This is a genomic window from Terribacillus sp. AE2B 122 (assembly GCF_902497585.1).
Classification (GTDB): domain Bacteria; phylum Bacillota; class Bacilli; order Bacillales; family Amphibacillaceae; genus Terribacillus; species Terribacillus saccharophilus_A.
On the sequence record NZ_LR700942.1, the window covers coordinates 797,970 to 813,164 of the forward strand.

Annotated in this window: 14 protein-coding genes; all 14 read right to left on the reverse strand. The window is 44.1% G+C overall.

The window, feature by feature from the left end; all coding sequences use genetic code 11:
- Positions 1-103 precede the first annotated feature (103 nt).
- Positions 104-1,183 carry a BMP family protein gene (locus tag AE2B122_RS04060; protein WP_095217707.1) on the reverse strand — a complete coding sequence of 360 codons (1,080 nt, stop codon included), beginning with the start codon at positions 1,181-1,183 and terminating at the stop codon, positions 104-106.
- Positions 1,184-1,398: 215 nt separating this feature from the next.
- A complete protein-coding gene (locus AE2B122_RS04065; RefSeq protein ID WP_175073161.1) occupies positions 1,399-3,708 on the reverse strand; it encodes a DNA translocase FtsK in 2,310 nt (769 codons plus the stop codon).
- Positions 3,709-3,859: 151 nt separating this feature from the next.
- Positions 3,860-4,069 carry a YlzJ-like family protein gene (locus AE2B122_RS04070; protein WP_095217705.1) on the reverse strand — a complete coding sequence of 70 codons (210 nt, stop codon included), beginning with the start codon at positions 4,067-4,069 and terminating at the stop codon, positions 3,860-3,862.
- Positions 4,066-4,797 (reverse strand): ClpP family protease, encoded by a 732-nt coding sequence (locus AE2B122_RS04075; protein WP_095217704.1) that lies wholly within the window; start codon positions 4,795-4,797, stop codon positions 4,066-4,068. The genes AE2B122_RS04070 and AE2B122_RS04075 overlap by 4 nt, the downstream gene beginning before the upstream one ends.
- A 100-nt stretch (positions 4,798-4,897) precedes the next feature.
- Positions 4,898-5,761 (reverse strand): 4-hydroxy-tetrahydrodipicolinate synthase, encoded by an 864-nt coding sequence (gene dapA / locus AE2B122_RS04080; RefSeq protein WP_175073162.1) that lies wholly within the window; start codon positions 5,759-5,761, stop codon positions 4,898-4,900.
- A gap of 35 nt (positions 5,762-5,796) precedes the next feature.
- Positions 5,797-7,008 carry an aspartate kinase gene (dapG, locus tag AE2B122_RS04085; RefSeq protein WP_175073163.1) on the reverse strand — a complete coding sequence of 404 codons (1,212 nt, stop codon included), beginning with the start codon at positions 7,006-7,008 and terminating at the stop codon, positions 5,797-5,799.
- A gap of 9 nt (positions 7,009-7,017) precedes the next feature.
- Positions 7,018-8,067, reverse strand: coding sequence for an aspartate-semialdehyde dehydrogenase (locus tag AE2B122_RS04090; protein WP_175073164.1), 1,050 nt, complete (start codon positions 8,065-8,067; stop codon positions 7,018-7,020).
- A 120-nt stretch (positions 8,068-8,187) separates the two neighbouring features.
- Positions 8,188-8,778 carry a dipicolinate synthase subunit B gene (gene dpaB / locus AE2B122_RS04095; protein WP_038560334.1) on the reverse strand — a complete coding sequence of 197 codons (591 nt, stop codon included), beginning with the start codon at positions 8,776-8,778 and terminating at the stop codon, positions 8,188-8,190.
- A 14-nt stretch (positions 8,779-8,792) separates the two neighbouring features.
- The gene (gene dpaA / locus AE2B122_RS04100) at positions 8,793-9,671 is read right to left on the reverse strand and encodes a dipicolinic acid synthetase subunit A (RefSeq protein WP_254593406.1); all 879 of its coding nucleotides are present in this window, start codon (positions 9,669-9,671) and stop codon (positions 8,793-8,795) included.
- A gap of 380 nt (positions 9,672-10,051) precedes the next feature.
- The gene (locus AE2B122_RS04105) at positions 10,052-10,282 is read right to left on the reverse strand and encodes a YlmC/YmxH family sporulation protein (protein WP_038560328.1); all 231 of its coding nucleotides are present in this window, start codon (positions 10,280-10,282) and stop codon (positions 10,052-10,054) included.
- Positions 10,283-10,298: 16 nt separating this feature from the next.
- The gene (locus AE2B122_RS04110) at positions 10,299-11,513 is read right to left on the reverse strand and encodes a pitrilysin family protein (RefSeq protein ID WP_175073297.1); all 1,215 of its coding nucleotides are present in this window, start codon (positions 11,511-11,513) and stop codon (positions 10,299-10,301) included.
- Positions 11,514-11,553: 40 nt separating this feature from the next.
- Entirely contained in the window at positions 11,554-12,507 is a 954-nt protein-coding gene (locus tag AE2B122_RS04115) for a polysaccharide deacetylase family protein (protein WP_254593407.1), read from the reverse strand.
- 116 nt (positions 12,508-12,623) lie between these two features.
- A complete protein-coding gene (locus tag AE2B122_RS04120; RefSeq protein ID WP_175073167.1) occupies positions 12,624-14,750 on the reverse strand; it encodes a polyribonucleotide nucleotidyltransferase in 2,127 nt (708 codons plus the stop codon).
- A 137-nt stretch (positions 14,751-14,887) separates the two neighbouring features.
- Complete coding sequence (gene rpsO / locus AE2B122_RS04125; RefSeq protein WP_095217697.1) at positions 14,888-15,157, reverse strand: 30S ribosomal protein S15; 270 nt, start codon at positions 15,155-15,157, stop codon at positions 14,888-14,890.
- Between the last annotated feature and the right edge of the window lie 38 nt (positions 15,158-15,195).

Here is a 15,195-nt window from a genome sequence, read left to right on the forward strand (position 1 = left end):
AAAAAATCGTCAAATGAAGCGGGGAATTGTCTAATTAAAAGACGCTTCAGTTGAAGATTTTTTTATAAAGGGCTAGAGTACCTACTCTAGCCCTTCTGGTTTCTTATAGAGAATCTACATATGCTTTCAGTTCGTCATCCGTAGTTGGAGCAGTCACATCACCATCGATGATCTTTTGTTTCCATTCGTCTACAGCTGTTTTGATATCGTCTGTGTATGCTTCTTCATTTGTTTCTGCAATACCGATTCCATCATCTTTCAAACCATAAGATACGATTTCTCCACCAGGGAAGTTGCCATCTTTGGACTTCTGCGCGACATCGGCTACAGCAACGTCAACAGCTTTCAGCATGCTTGTCAATGTTACGTTGTTATCTCCGATTTGGCCTTCATCATACTGGTCACGGTCAACACCGATTACCCAGTAGCTTCCTTCTGGATCATTGTTTTTCAAATCTTTTGCTTGTGCGAATACACCGTTACCTGTACCTCCGGCAGAATGATAGATAACATCTACGCCAGAGTTATACATGTTGGATGCAATCAACTTACCTTTATCAGGAGCACCGAAGGAACCAGCATACTGTACATCCACTTCGATATCTTTATTGACTGATTTCGCACCTGCTACGTATCCTGCTTCAAACTTCTTGATCAATTCACTTTCTTCTCCACCAACGAAGCCGATTTTACCGGATTCAGATTTCGTCGCTGCAGCTACACCTGCTAGGAATGAGCCTTGCTGCTCTTCAAATACGATGCTCGCTACATTATCTTTTTCTACGACGGAGTCAATGATGGCAAAATGCGTTTCTTTGTTCTGATCTGCAACTTTAGTGATATCCTCTGCAAGTTTGAACCCGACTCCGAAAATCAGATCCGTATTGGATTGCACAAGGCGATTCAAGTTTGTTGCATAATCAGATGCACTGTTAGATTGAAGGTAGTCATAGCCTTCTTTCTCTTTTAGGTCGTTGTCTGCACCAAACTGTGTAAGACCTTCCCAAGCAGACTGGTTAAATGATTTATCATCAATACCGCCAGTATCTGTAACCATAGCTGTTTTGAAGCTGTTGCTGTCGCTTCCGCCCTGCTCGGAGCTATCGCCGGACCCACATGCACTAAGCACGACGCCAACGATAAGAAGCAAACCTAAAAGTACTGCATAACGACGCATTTTCAAGATAGAAACCCCCAAATATAGATTGATAACTAAGTTGAAGCCTGATACATAATTAGTAGATTAATAGGACATAATTACTAAATCTGCTTCACTCGAACATAATATAACATGCTTTTTACAGAAAATAAATACTTATTTTACAAAAAACACGAATATTCTCGTTTTTTTTTGAGTGATTCAACTACTTTTTGGTGCTTTTCTTGAAAAATTATGTCCTACAATAGTTTGTCCTCCGCTGACTTAGAAACTAACACTTGTCGCGGTTTGCTCCCCTCATATGGTCCTACTACTCCACGCTCTTCCATAGCATCTATCAGACGTGCTGCTCTCGTATAACCGATGCGAAATCTGCGCTGCAGCATGGAAACACTGGCACTTTGCATATCTGTTACAAGGAATACAGCGTCATGATAAAGTTCATCCTCAACCTCTGACTGTACTTCAGTTTCTTCATCCGGAATCATGTCTGTCTGATATTGTGCTTTCTGCTGTTCGATACAGTGATTAACGACATTCTCCACTTCTTCATCGGAAAGGAACGCACCTTGGATACGAGTTGGCTTGGAAGAACCGACTGGGATGAACAGCATATCTCCTCGACCAAGCAGCTTCTCAGCACCTCCGCCATCCAGAATCGTACGGGAATCTATCTGAGAACTTACGCTAAAGGCGATACGTGACGGAATGTTTGCCTTGATAACACCAGTGATAACGTCAACTGATGGGCGCTGGGTAGCGATAATCAAATGGATCCCTGCTGCACGTGCCATCTGTGCCAATCTGGTAATGGCATCCTCTACTTCACTAGAAGCGACCATCATTAAATCGGCAAGCTCATCAACTAGCACAACAATGAATGGCAGGAAAGGCTGCTCTTCATCATTCAATTCATTCTGCTTTTGAATATAGGCATTATAACCTTCAATGTTTCTAGTACCAGAATCAGAGAACAGATCATATCTGCGCTCCATCTCGGCTACAACTTTCTTCAATGCTCTGGAAGCTTTTTTCGGATCCGTCACGACTGGTGTCAGCAAATGAGGAATACCGTTATAGACATTTAGCTCTACTTTTTTCGGATCAATCATCATCATCTTCACTTCATGTGGCTTAGCACGCATCAGAATGCTTGTTATGATGCCGTTGATACATACACTTTTCCCGCTTCCGGTAGCCCCTGCAACAAGCAAATGTGGCATCTTATTAAGTTCTGCCACAACAGATTCACCTGATATATCACGCCCAAGAGCAAAACTCAGCTTGGAGCCTGTTTTTACCTGACTATTATCCAGCACCTCTCGCAGCGACACGCTCGCCACTTCTTTATTCGGCACTTCAATTCCGACAGCTGATTTGCCTGGTATCGGCGCTTCTATACGGATATCTTTCGCTGCCAAGGCAAGTGCTAAATCATCGTGCAGATTTACAATCTTACTTACCTTCACACCGGTATCGGGATAAACTTCATACTTCGTTACTGCTGGGCCGACATGTACCTTGCTTACCTTTGCCTTTACTCCAAAACTTTGGAACGTCTGCTCGAGTTTACGTGCAACAGCTTGAATCTGGGAGCGTTCTTGTTTCTGGCTGTTCTTCTTCGGCTGTTTCAGCAACGTAATGCTAGGAAGCTGATAGTCCCTGTTTTCCAGTTCTGACGCCGGCAGTGCCTCTTTCTCATCTGAAGAAGGCTCTACAACTGGTTCTTTTGGTTTCTCTTGTTTAGGTTCAATAATTTCTGGTTCAGGATCTGCGTATGCAATATTCGTGAAATCTTGGATAATTGGTTCCTCATGAATAGGCTCCGGTTCTGCCTCTGCTGCTTCTTCCTTCTCAGCTAATACTTGTTGACGTTTCTGCTTCCTCTGTGGTCGTTCCGATTTTTTACGCTCTTTTGTTTCCGAAAGCTTGTCTTTCATTTTATCTGAAGAAGCACTTGCTCCTTTTCTCAGAATGGCGAACAGCTTTTGAACGACGGAACTAAGGGACGTATTGGTCAAAATCAGAATACCAATTACCACTAGAAAGAAAGCGATGATCTTAGCTCCTGTAGCAGACAGCAGATAATAACTTAGTGCGAAAAGGATAGCTCCTACCATCCCACCGCCTAGAGCCGCTGGATCAATCGTATCCTGCACATAAGCTAAATAATAGTTCCAGCTCGTCTTGATGATCGATGGCTGTTCTACCTGACTCAGCTTATCCTCGAACGCTTGAATATGGGTGAACAGTAAAATACCAGCTGTAATTGCATATAATCCGATCAGCTTCTTATGAAGCAGGTTCGGCTTTTTGCATCTTGCCATCAAGTAGATGCCGACCCCACCCATAAAGATAGCAAGCAGGAAATACCAGCTTCCAAAGAAGAAGCGGAATAAATGCTCAAGCGCGTTCGGTATCGCCCCATCACTGATTGCTCCTGCGCCGCTGCCGAATACTGCAAGAAATACTAATAATAGTCCGATTACTTCAAAGCTCATCACTTGCTTGAACTTGGTTTGTCGTTTTTTTGTTTTTCGTTTAGCCATTGTAGGGGATCTCCTTGTTTTGCATTGCTTATGTACTTCTTTAGATGTAAAGAAAACCCCTGCCAACGACAAGGGTTTTCTAATTCATACGTCAATTGCCATCTGAATTCAGTATAACATAGCTAGCAAAAAGACGAACGTACGTATTCATTTATAAGGAGAACAATTTTCCTGGTGCACAGTTTTCATCAAGAAAGTCAGCAGGATCTGTCGACATCAACTGATGTACACGATACATGCCATTACCCACATGTTCGGCTTGAACTGTTTTTCCGTTATATTGCATAATTTGATGAGCTTCAAATTGTGTTGCCTCAACTGGAAAAATATCTTCTGCGGCAAGGGGTGTATACAGAATCATTGTAATTCCCCGTTCAAGGTTGCTTGCCGCTGCTCCATCAATTCATTCAGCTTTTTCATGGCATGCTGTACTCCACCAACTTCATGGATCAGTCCATAGGAAACTGCATCGGTTCCAACTACATTCGTACCGATGTCACGGGTGAGATTTCCTTTCGCAAACATTAGCTCCTTAAATTTATCTTCGGTTATCGAAGAATGAGAGGTGACAAAGCTTATAACTCGATCTTGCATCTTATCCAAGTATTCAAAAGTTTGAGGAACACCGATGACTAAGCCTGTCAGCCTGATTGGATGGATTGTCATCGTTGCTGTTGGCACGATAAAGCTATAATCCGTACTTACGGCTATTGGAGCTCCGATGCTATGTCCTCCTCCAAGTACGATAGATACAGACGGCTTTGAGAGTGATGCAATCATCTCCGAAAGCGCAAGACCCGCTTCGACATCTCCTCCGACCGTATTCATCAGCACAATCAATCCTTCTATTTTTGGATTCTGCTCAATTGCGATCAACTGGGGAATGACATGCTCATATTTTGTTGTCTTATTTTGTGGCGGCAGCTGCATATGTCCTTCTATCTGACCGATGATAGACAGCACATGAACACGGGAATCAGGTGCCTGGGCAACTGATGTCTGTCCGAGTTGCTGGATTTTTTCAATAATGGATTTTCCGCCTGATTCTTCGTTTTCATTCTCTTGATTATCGTTACGTTCCTTAGCCATATTCCTAGCTCCTTTCCATACTTGCTTTTAGTATGGACAGTGAGCCAGGCACCATACATGAACAAAGAAGCAGGAGGAGTCCTCCTGCTTCTTTCGTCATTTATTTCAATAGCTTACTGACATTCTCTTTTTCTTCATCCGTTAGTTCAACTAGCGGAAGACGGACACCGCCTACTGCGATACCTTTTTGATTCAATGCCTCTTTCACTGGTGTCGGGTTCGGCGCCTGGAACAATCCTTGCATTACCGGCAGGATCTGCTGGTGAATACGAGAAGCTTCTCCGATATTTCCAGCTTCATATGCCTGCAGCATAGCTTGAATCTCGTTACCGACAACGTGGGAAGATACAGATACGATTCCATTACCACCGATAGCAGCTACTGGCAGAGTCAAATCATCATCACCGCTGTACAAACTAAAATCATCAGGCGTACCAGCAATGACCTTTGTCATACTGCTCAAGTCGCCAGTGGAATCTTTCACAGAAACGATATTCGAAATCTTCGACAGTTCCATAACAGTTTCCGGTTCAATCTTTACAACAGAGCGACCTGGGATATTATAAAGCATGATTGGCAGCTTCGTGCTATTTGCAACTGCTTCAAAATGTGCATATAATCCGCGCTGGTTTGGTTTATTGTAGTACGGCGCAACAATCAGTGCCGCATCAACACCAATTTCTTCAGCTTCTTTTGTAAGCTCGATACTCGCTTGTGTGTTGTTACTGCCGGTTCCAGCTATAATTGGAATTCGTCCGTCTATCGTTTTCACTACATGTCGGAACAAAGAAAGTTTTTCTTCGTGGGAAAGCGTTGGCGATTCGCCTGTTGTTCCAGCTACGACGACAGCGTTTGTTCCATTCTCGATCAAGTAGTCGAGTAAACGAGTAGTGGCATCAAAATCAATCTGACCTTGATTATCGAATGGGGTTACCATTGCTGTAATAACTTTACCGAATTTCATCGTAAAACTCCTCTGCCTTCAACAATTATCATGACTTATAGACTAAGTTCGAATGTTGCATGCAGCGCATTCACTGCTGCTACAAGATCCTTTTCTTTAATCAATACCCAAATAGTCGTATGGCTATCTGCTGATTGCAGGATATCGATTTCTTTATCGGTCAATGTTTGGACAATTTTCGCCGTCACTCCAGGTATACCTGTCATACCCGCACCGACGAGAGATACTTTCGCACAGTTATTGATTACCTTCGGCTCCAGACCAAGCTCACGAAGGATATCCTGCGCGAGCATCACCTGCTCGGCAGCAATTGTATAGACGACACCATTTGGAGAAATATTGATAAAGTCCACCGAAATATTTGCTTCGGCCATTGCTTTGAAAACACTAGACTGTGTTTTATAAGCATCCGTATCCGTTTCGATCTTGATCTGAGAAATACCAGCAAGATGTGCGATACCAGTAATAAGCCGATCAGGAATATCCTTGCCTGCAAAATTGTCTCTGGATGATGTCACTAGCGTTCCTTCTGATAAAGAACCTGTAGATCTGACACGCATCGGAACCTTTGCCTGCATCGCTATTTCAACTGCACGCGGATGTACCACCTTCGCACCTTGATAAGCCAAGTTGCATATCTCTGTATACGTGACAACATCGAGCATACGTGCTTCTTCTACTACGCGCGGATCAGCAGTCATGATGCCCTCTACATCCGTAAAGATGTCGATGTACTCCGCTTGCAGAGCAGCACCGAGAGCAGCAGCGGATGTATCGCTTCCGCCCCGGCCTATTGTAGTGATCTCTCCATCCTCTGTCATACCTTGGAAGCCAGCTACGACGACGACATCATGCGCCTCTAGCTCCTTCCAAATCCGTTCAACTCGCATTTCTTTGATTTTCGCAGCTGTGAAATCTTCATTAGTAATAAAGCCAGCTTGTGCTCCAGTCAATGCGGCAGACCGGATTCCTTTTGCATTGAGAGCATTTGAAAAGACGACAGAAGAGATGACCTCGCCGCAGGATAGCAGCAAGTCCTTCTCCCTTTTAGATATGTGCGTCTCACCAGGTAAACCAATCAACCCCAGCAAAGAGTCGGTCGCGTATGGATCCGGATGTCTTCCGATTGCCGATACGACGACCACTACTTTATTCCCTGTTTGAAGCGCTGCTTCGATATGCTGGATGGCTTCCGCCTGGTTATCCCTAACAGACGTACCGCCGAATTTCTGGACTAACACTTTCATTTCTACACCTCAGACTGTAAGCAAGTTATATTGGATTAAGCGTTCTGCGATTTGGACGCTATTCCACGCTGCACCTTTCAAAAGGTTATCGGAAACAATCCACAGGTGGAATCCGTTGTCATGATCTGGATCCTTGCGCACTCTTCCTACAAATACTTCTTTTTTGCCAGCTGCAGAAAGCGGTGTTGGGTAAGTCTGCGTACTTGGATCATCCTCAAGCACGATTCCTTCAGCGGCAGCAAGTTTCTCCTGTATTTCTTTTACAGTAAGTCCGCTTTGACCAAGCTCTACATAGACGCTTTCTGCGTGGGAAGTGAAAACTGGAAGACGTACACAAGTTGCCGAAACATGAAGGTCTTCTGCATGCATAATTTTTTTCGTTTCATTTATCATTTTCATTTCTTCATATGTGTAGCCATTCTCCTGGAACACATCAATTTGCGGCAGTGCATTGAATGCTACCGGGAAGTGACGTTTGTCACCTTTGACTGGCAGGACACTTGCATCCATGTCCTCGCCGTTCAAGAATTGCTGTGCCTGATCTTTTAATTCGTCAATTGCAACTGCTCCTGCTCCGGATACAGCTTGGTAAGTAGAGACGATGATGCGAGACAGCCCGTAAGCTTCTTTCAGCGGTTCTAATGCTGCAACCATCTGGATTGTGGAGCAATTCGGGTTTGCAATGATTCCTTTATGGAGCTTCAGATCATCTTCATTAACTTCTGGTACCACTAAAGGTACCTCCGGATCCATTCGGAATGCACTCGTATTATCGACAACTACTGCTCCGCGCTTTGCTGCTTCCGGTGCCAAGGCTTTGGAAACAGAACCGCCTGCAGAGAATAATGCGATATCGACACCTTCAAAGCTTTCCGGTTTGGCTTCCTTCACAGTATAGCTTTTGCCATTGAAATCTATTTGTTGTCCAGCAGATCTGCTGGAAGATAATAAGGATAGCTCGCTGATCGGAAAATTACGTTCTGCGAGAGTTTCCAGCATTTTTTGGCCTACAGCGCCTGTAGCGCCTACTACTGCGATATGATAACCTTGCTGTGTCATGAATGAACCCTCTCCTCTGTCTATCTAAATGGATACGTATACTGGTTGGTACGCTATTTGATTTTAACGCTAGCACTATTCTATCACAATTTTTCTATCATAGGTTATCGTTTGAGGAGTTTAGGAAAAACGTTGGACCAGCACTGGCTGCAGCTGCTTGTATTGCAATGCGGCTTCAATCGTTTCAGGAAGTTTTGTCATATCAGCAACAAGGGAGTTTGGCTTTTTATAAGGATCATCTTGTCCGAATGGGATGAAATACATGTATTTCGCTGCCATCAGCCGCATTAGGTTGACCCCATTCAGTCCTAAGGCATCATTCGTGCTGATTCCTAACACGATAGGTTTCTCATTTCGCAAAGTCGCCTTCGTCGCCATCAGTACCGCGCTATCTGTGAGCGCATTAGCGAGCTTCGACATGCTGTTGCCTGTAAGCGGTGCTATGACCATGCAATCCAAAGGTTCACGAGGGCCTAACGGCTCTGCTTCCGGAATCGTTTTAATTATCTTCGTTTTAGTCAGATCACTGATTTTTTGCAGATGATCCTTAGCATCCCCGAAATACGTGTCAGTGAATTGAACAGTGTTGCTGACAATCGGCACCACTTCTGCTCCAAGTTTCACCAACTGTTCGATTTGCGGAAAAATCTCACTGTACGTACAGTGAGAGCCCGTAATACCGAAACCGATCCTTTTTCCTGCTAAACTCATATGTTACTCCTCCTTCAGCTGTTGGTTAAAATTTGCTTAATGACGACAGACAATATATTTCCAGCAGTTTTCGGGGCGACAATACCAGGCAGGCTTAATGCATGGATCGCTTCAATGCCTCGTTTTTTCGCATAGTCGAAGTCTACTCCGCCCGGCTTGGAAGCAAGATCGATGATCAGCGTCTGGACAGGCAGCTGTTCGATAATTGCTCTCTTCACAACAAGGGCTGGTATTGTATTGATCAGGATATCAGTATCCTTTACCTTTTCCGGAAGACGATCAAGGAAAAAGGCGCGCATTCCCATTTCACTTATCCTGGCAATATCGGCATCATGGATCGATCCGACTTGCACAATAGCACCAAGTGCATTGAATTTGCTTGCCACACTTTTACCGACACGGCCGAATCCAAGTACAACGACATTGGAGCCATGAATGGTGAAATCGGTATGTTTGATTGCAGTCATGATAGCGCCCTCGGCAGTCGGGATCGAATTGTAAATTGCGACATCATCTCTGTCGAACAAGGAAACAAGACGCAAATTCCGTTTCTCGAATAATTCTGTCAGGTAGTCATTTGTAATACCTGTGAAAATGACACAATCCTTAGGAAGTCGATCTATCCAGCTTTCAGTCAGCTGAATATTCTTATCTGAGAATACTGTTTCGATCTGTCCATTTGAGCCAACTCCAGGAATCGGAAGAATAACCGCATCAAGACTCTGTGGATCAATGTCTTCCAATTCCCGCTGGATACCGCCGGTGAAGCTTTGACTGATTTGTTCGAAGCCCACCGCAAATACAGATGCATTCGCACTGCATTGTAAGCTGCGAATCATCTCCAAGTAGCGGGCATCACCGCCAAGAACAGCGATAGTCAATTCAGTGGTCAAACTCTCACCTCGCTTTAAAGCGTATTTTCTTAGATTTTTCATCAATGAGATTAGTTGCTTTCGAGTTATAATATGAGGATTACCGCCAGGAGTGATTGAATTGGGGCATTGGGTAAACACAAAATTGGCTGAGACATAACTAAGTGACTCATGCCTAAATACGATACGAAAAATCACCAGAATGGTATGTTTAATTGCCGCTCCTAAAATACACTGCGCTTTCCGCGAGGAGGCTGAGGCCGTGGAAAGCGAGTATTTTGCCGGAGCGGGATTCTTACTTGCGATTGGAATAAAAAAATCCGCATGATACAAATTCAATGAGAAATTTGCATCATGCGGATTTTTGTTTGGCCAAAAACACTTTTGTCCCAGCCACTTATTTATGTCCGTATTAAAATCATATGTTTTCCGATTGTCTGGATTTCCTCCCAGGCAATTCGATTATCGCTGCCTTCCTTGCGCAACCCGAACCATTTGTAATTCGGAATGAGAAATGCATCGATTTTTCCTGTGACAGGGTTGAACTCTATATCAGTCTGACCAAGCACACCTAAACGTTCGCCATTGTTCACATCAATGATCTCTTTATCACCTATGTCCTTGAAACGCAAAGCAGATCAGCTCCTTTTATTTTGGTGCAACAATCGCTCTTGCTTGTTCCTTACCGAATATCTGCTGGATAACAGCATCAACATCATCCATCGTCACGTTATCGATTTTTTCGATTAACTCATTTAAGGATGGATGCTTGCCGAGCAGCAATTCATTACGGCCATTTCGACTCATTCTGCTGTTCGTACTTTCCAGTCCAAGCATATAATTCCCTTTTAGCTGCTCTTTCGTATTGCGGAACTCTTTGTCAGTGATGCCGTCCGCTTTCAGCTTCTCCAACGTCAGACGAATTGTTTCCTGAAGCTCATCTAACTGTTCTTTGCCAGTTCCGGCATAGATAGTGAGCATACCGCTGTCCAGGTATGTACTATGGTAGGAAAACACAGAATAAGCTAGGCCCTTCTCCTCCCGCACATCCTGGAATAATCTTGAACTCATGCTGCCGCCCAAGACATTGTTCACAACCGTCAGACTGTAGCTTGCCGGATCATCCAGCTCCAGACCTTGATACCCGATTGTTAAATGGGCTTGTTCGGTTTCCTTGGATCGGCTGATCGTATTTGGTGTGAATGGAGGTGCATGAAGCGCTTTATGAGCAGATTCAGCTTGGAAATTACCAAACTGGTCCTCTACAGTCTTGATGAAAGACTCATCTACATTACCAGCAACAGAAATAACCATTTTCTCCGGCACATAATGCGACTCTTTGTAATGTCTTACAGACTCACTTGTAAAACTCATAAGTGTGCTTTCTGTTCCGAGAATAGGCAACCCAAGCGGATGCTTTCCATAAGCTGCTTCTGCCAGCCAGTCATGGATAATATCATCCGGCGTATCTTCTGCCATCTTGATTTCTTCTAGAACGACTTTCTGCTCCTTCTCAATTTCCTCTTGTGAGAATTGAGATTCAAAGAACATGTCAGCTAACACTTCTAGTGCGAATTCCTTATGTGTATCCAGTACTTTAGCGTAATAGCATGTATATTCTTTAGAGGTAAATGCATTGACCATGCCCCCGATAGCATCGAATGCTTCAGCTAATTCCTTGGCGGAACGATTTTTCGTACCTTTGAAGAACATATGCTCTAAAAAGTGCGACAAACCATTATTCTTCTCTTCTTCATTTCTTGAACCAGTCAAAATCCAAATGCCGATCGTTACGGAACGTACCGATGGCATGTTTTCTACTACAACTCGTAGTCCATTTTTGCAAGTGTGCGTTTGCAGCAAATTTAAATCCTCCCAATCAGCAATATAACTCGCTGTACCATTATCTTCCTTCATTCAATATCGTATCCAAAGTCGATACACTGTACCCTTTTTCTTCAATAGCTTTTAGCATATCAGCTAACCCAGCCTCCACAACAGGAGTAGGATGCATCAAAATGAAAGCTCCAGGATGCAGTTTTTCGGTCACGCGTTTCATCATAACAGGAACTGTTGGTTTTTGCCAATCTATGGTATCGACAGACCATAGAATTGTCTCCATTTCCTGGTCATTGGCAGCCAGAATGGTCCCATCATTAAAGCTCCCGCTAGGCGGTGCAAAATAGACTGGTTTATCACCTGTAATCGCATGGATGATTTCATTCGTCTGGCTTATCTGCTCCGCCGAATCGGTCTTGCTCATTCGACTCATATCGGGATGGTTGTATGCGTGGTTACCGATGACATGCCCTTCTTCCTTGATCATTTCGACTAGCTGGTTATGCTCTTTCGCCCATTTACCTTCAATAAAGAAATTGGCCTTGGCATTTGCATCCTTCAATGTCTGCAGGATTGCAGGAATATGATCTTCTCCCCATGAGACATTGATTAATAAGGCAACCTGCTCTTGATCTTCCCTGGCCCGGTATATTGGCGATGCTGGAAGTTCATCCAGTGTTATTTCAGGTTCCACTTCTTTCACTACAAGCAGCTCCCTATCGAATATACCTGCCTTCTTCATCTTTTCCAAAGAAGCGTCGACATCTACCTTGACGCCAGCCTTTCCGGGCACCTTTTTCCATATCTTATCGATTCGCGCATTTTCAGCCGGCTGTTCGACTTCTTTGCGTACCGCTTCTATTTCCTGCCGTAGCTCCTGTTCATCTGCTCGTACTGCTATATCAGAAAAAACTGGATGATGGTTGACAGACGCTGTCTGAAACGGCATATGCCCGCTATCGATAAGCAGAAATAGCAGTGTGATAAATACGACCAGGTGAATGATAATCCGGTGCATTCCCATCCCTCCTCTACTCTAGCTTATGAGGGAATGGGACAAGGAAGAACAAGCATAGCATGTTTAACCGTTTAAAAAAAAGAAACTGGCTAGACCAGTTTCTTCTCTCTTACATATTATTCTGCAGCTTCCTGCTCTTCTTTTTCTTTCTTAGCTTCGACCAATAACTGTTTGTGTGAAAGGTTTACTCGCCCTTGACGGTCGATTTCCTTAACCTTCACTTTCAGTTTATCACCGATCTTAACGACATCCTCCACCTTGCCTACACGTTCTTCAGCAAGCTCGGAGATATGAACCAAGCCGTCTTTTCCTTTGAACAATTCAACGAAGGCACCGAATTTCTCGATTCGCTTCACTGTACCATCGTAAACTTCGCCCACTTCGACTTCGCGTACAATGTCGCTGATAATCTGCTTTGCTAGTTCATTCTTCACAGATTCAGTAGAAGAAATGAATACAGTACCGTCTTGTTCGATATCGATCTTGACGCCAGTTTCTTCGATGATCTTATTGATCTGTTTACCGCTCGGTCCAATTACATCACGGATCTTATCCGGATTAATTGTCATAGTCAGGATCTTAGGAGCATAAGCGGAAAGCTCTTCCTTCGGTTCACTGATTGTTGACATCATATGACCAAGAATCTCCAGGCGGCCTTTACGTGCTTGTGTAAGTGCCTCTTCGAGGATTTCACGGCTTAATCCTTCGATTTTAATATCCATTTGCAGGGCTGTTACACCTTTTTCAGTACCGGCAACTTTAAAGTCCATATCGCCTAATGCATCTTCCATACCTTGGATATCAGTAAGGATTGTATAATCATCACCAGATGCTACAAGACCCATTGCGATTCCTGCAACTGGTGCTTTGATTGGTACGCCCGCAGCCATCATGGCCATTGTGCTTGCGCAAATACTAGCCTGTGAAGTTGAGCCGTTCGATTCTAGGATTTCAGATACAAGTCGAATTGTATAAGGGAAATCCTTCTCATCAGGAATAACTTTTTCCAAAGCACGCTCACCAAGAGCACCATGTCCGATTTCACGACGTCCCGGTCCTCTGATTGGTCCAGTCTCTCCAACACTGAAATGCGGGAAGTTATAGTGATGCATGAAACGTTTTGTTTCTTCTGTATCTAAACCATCAAGAATCTGTACATCACCAAGTGCGCCCAGTGTACAAACACTAAGTGCCTGTGTCTGACCACGTGTGAATAAAGCAGATCCGTGTGTGCGAGGAAGTACACCGATACGGGAAGACAATGGACGGATTTCGTCCACTCCGCGTCCATCAGGACGGATTTTGTCCTTCGTGATAGCACGACGAACTTCTTCCTTCACAAGTTTATCAAGGATGCCCTTCACTTGCTTGATCGTAGCTTCATCGGTTTCTTGTTCTTCATAGAACGTTACTATTTCGTTTTTCACTTCACTGATTGCTGCTTCGCGTGCTTTTTTCTCATGCACCTCGATTGCTGCTTTCAGCTGATCGTAGCAGCGGTTCTTGACATCTTCTGTCAATTCCTTGTCCAAATCGAAGAGTTTAACTTCCATCTTCTCTTTACCGACAGCAGCTGCGATTTCTTCCTGAAAAGCAACAAGTCGCTTGATCTCTTCGTGTCCGAACATGATTGCTTCCAGCATGATGTCCTCCGGCACTTCCTGCGCGCCTGCTTCTACCATGTTGATTGCATCTTTTGTTCCAGCAACAGTCAGGTCGATGTCACTTTTCTCTTGCTGTGCTTTCGTAGGGTTGATGACGAATTCGCCATCGACACGGCCGACTACTACACCAGCGATCGGACCATGGAATGGAATATCGGAAATGCTCAGCGCAATGGAAGAACCGATCATTGCAGCAATTTCAGAAGAATAATCCTGATCCACGCTCATGACCATGCTGATTACTTGTACATCATTACGGAATCCGTCTGGGAATAATGGACGAATCGGACGGTCGATAAGACGGGAAGCAAGTACTGCTTTCTCACTCGGACGTCCTTCGCGTTTAATGAAACCGCCTGGTATTTTACCTACTGCATAAAGTCTTTCTTCGTAGTTTACTGTCAATGGGAAGAACGGTAAGTCCTTCGGTTCCTTCGAACCTGTGACAGTGGATAGTACGGACGTATCGCCGTACTGGATGAGACAAGCGCCGTTCGCTTGCTTGGCAAGTTCTCCAATTTCGACAGTGAAATTCTGTCCGGAAATTTCAGTGGAGAACACTTGTTTTTGATCTGCCATGAATAAAGCCCCTCTCATTTATCTTGCATCATGTCTTGTTTGTATTATGCTCCAGACAAGGCACCGTTTATAACACTATGTAGAATAGGTTTTCTCCTATAGAAAAAGCGGGAAAAATTCCCGCTTCTTAGTCAATCTTATCGGCGTAGGCCAAGTTTTTGGATTAGATCACGGTAACGAGTAACATCTTTATCGCGAAGATAGTTTAGCAAGTTACGGCGGCGACCAACCATTTTCAATAGTCCACGACGTGAATGGTGATCTTTTTTGTGTGTACGAAGGTGTTCGTTAAGTGTAGTGATTTCCTCCGTTAAAACAGCGATCTGCACTTCTGGTGAACCAGTGTCAGTGTCATGTGTTTTGTATTCTGCGATAAGTTGATTCTTACGTTCTTTTGTAATTGCCATTTGTTATTCCTCCTGAAAATTCTATTTGTAAACCCCAT

What these genes read in the sequence shown, in the direction of transcription:
- AE2B122_RS04065 (WP_175073161.1), bottom strand. Translation starts at nt 3,708, where the DNA reads ATGGCTAAACGAAAAACAAAAAAACGACAAACCAAGTTCAAGCAAGTG.
- AE2B122_RS04070 (WP_095217705.1), bottom strand. Translation starts at nt 4,069, where the DNA reads ATGATTCTGTATACACCCCTTGCCGCAGAAGATATTTTTCCAGTTGAG.
- AE2B122_RS04075 (WP_095217704.1), bottom strand. Translation starts at nt 4,797, where the DNA reads ATGGCTAAGGAACGTAACGATAATCAAGAGAATGAAAACGAAGAATCA.
- dapA (WP_175073162.1), bottom strand. Translation starts at nt 5,761, where the DNA reads ATGAAATTCGGTAAAGTTATTACAGCAATGGTAACCCCATTCGATAAT.
- dapG (WP_175073163.1), bottom strand. Translation starts at nt 7,008, where the DNA reads ATGAAAGTGTTAGTCCAGAAATTCGGCGGTACGTCTGTTAGGGATAAC.
- AE2B122_RS04090 (WP_175073164.1), bottom strand. Translation starts at nt 8,067, where the DNA reads ATGACACAGCAAGGTTATCATATCGCAGTAGTAGGCGCTACAGGCGCT.
- dpaB (WP_038560334.1), bottom strand. Translation starts at nt 8,778, where the DNA reads ATGAGTTTAGCAGGAAAAAGGATCGGTTTCGGTATTACGGGCTCTCAC.
- AE2B122_RS04115 (WP_254593407.1), bottom strand. Translation starts at nt 12,507, where the DNA reads ATGCACCGGATTATCATTCACCTGGTCGTATTTATCACACTGCTATTT.
- AE2B122_RS04120 (WP_175073167.1), bottom strand. Translation starts at nt 14,750, where the DNA reads ATGGCAGATCAAAAACAAGTGTTCTCCACTGAAATTTCCGGACAGAAT.
- rpsO (WP_095217697.1), bottom strand. Translation starts at nt 15,157, where the DNA reads ATGGCAATTACAAAAGAACGTAAGAATCAACTTATCGCAGAATACAAA.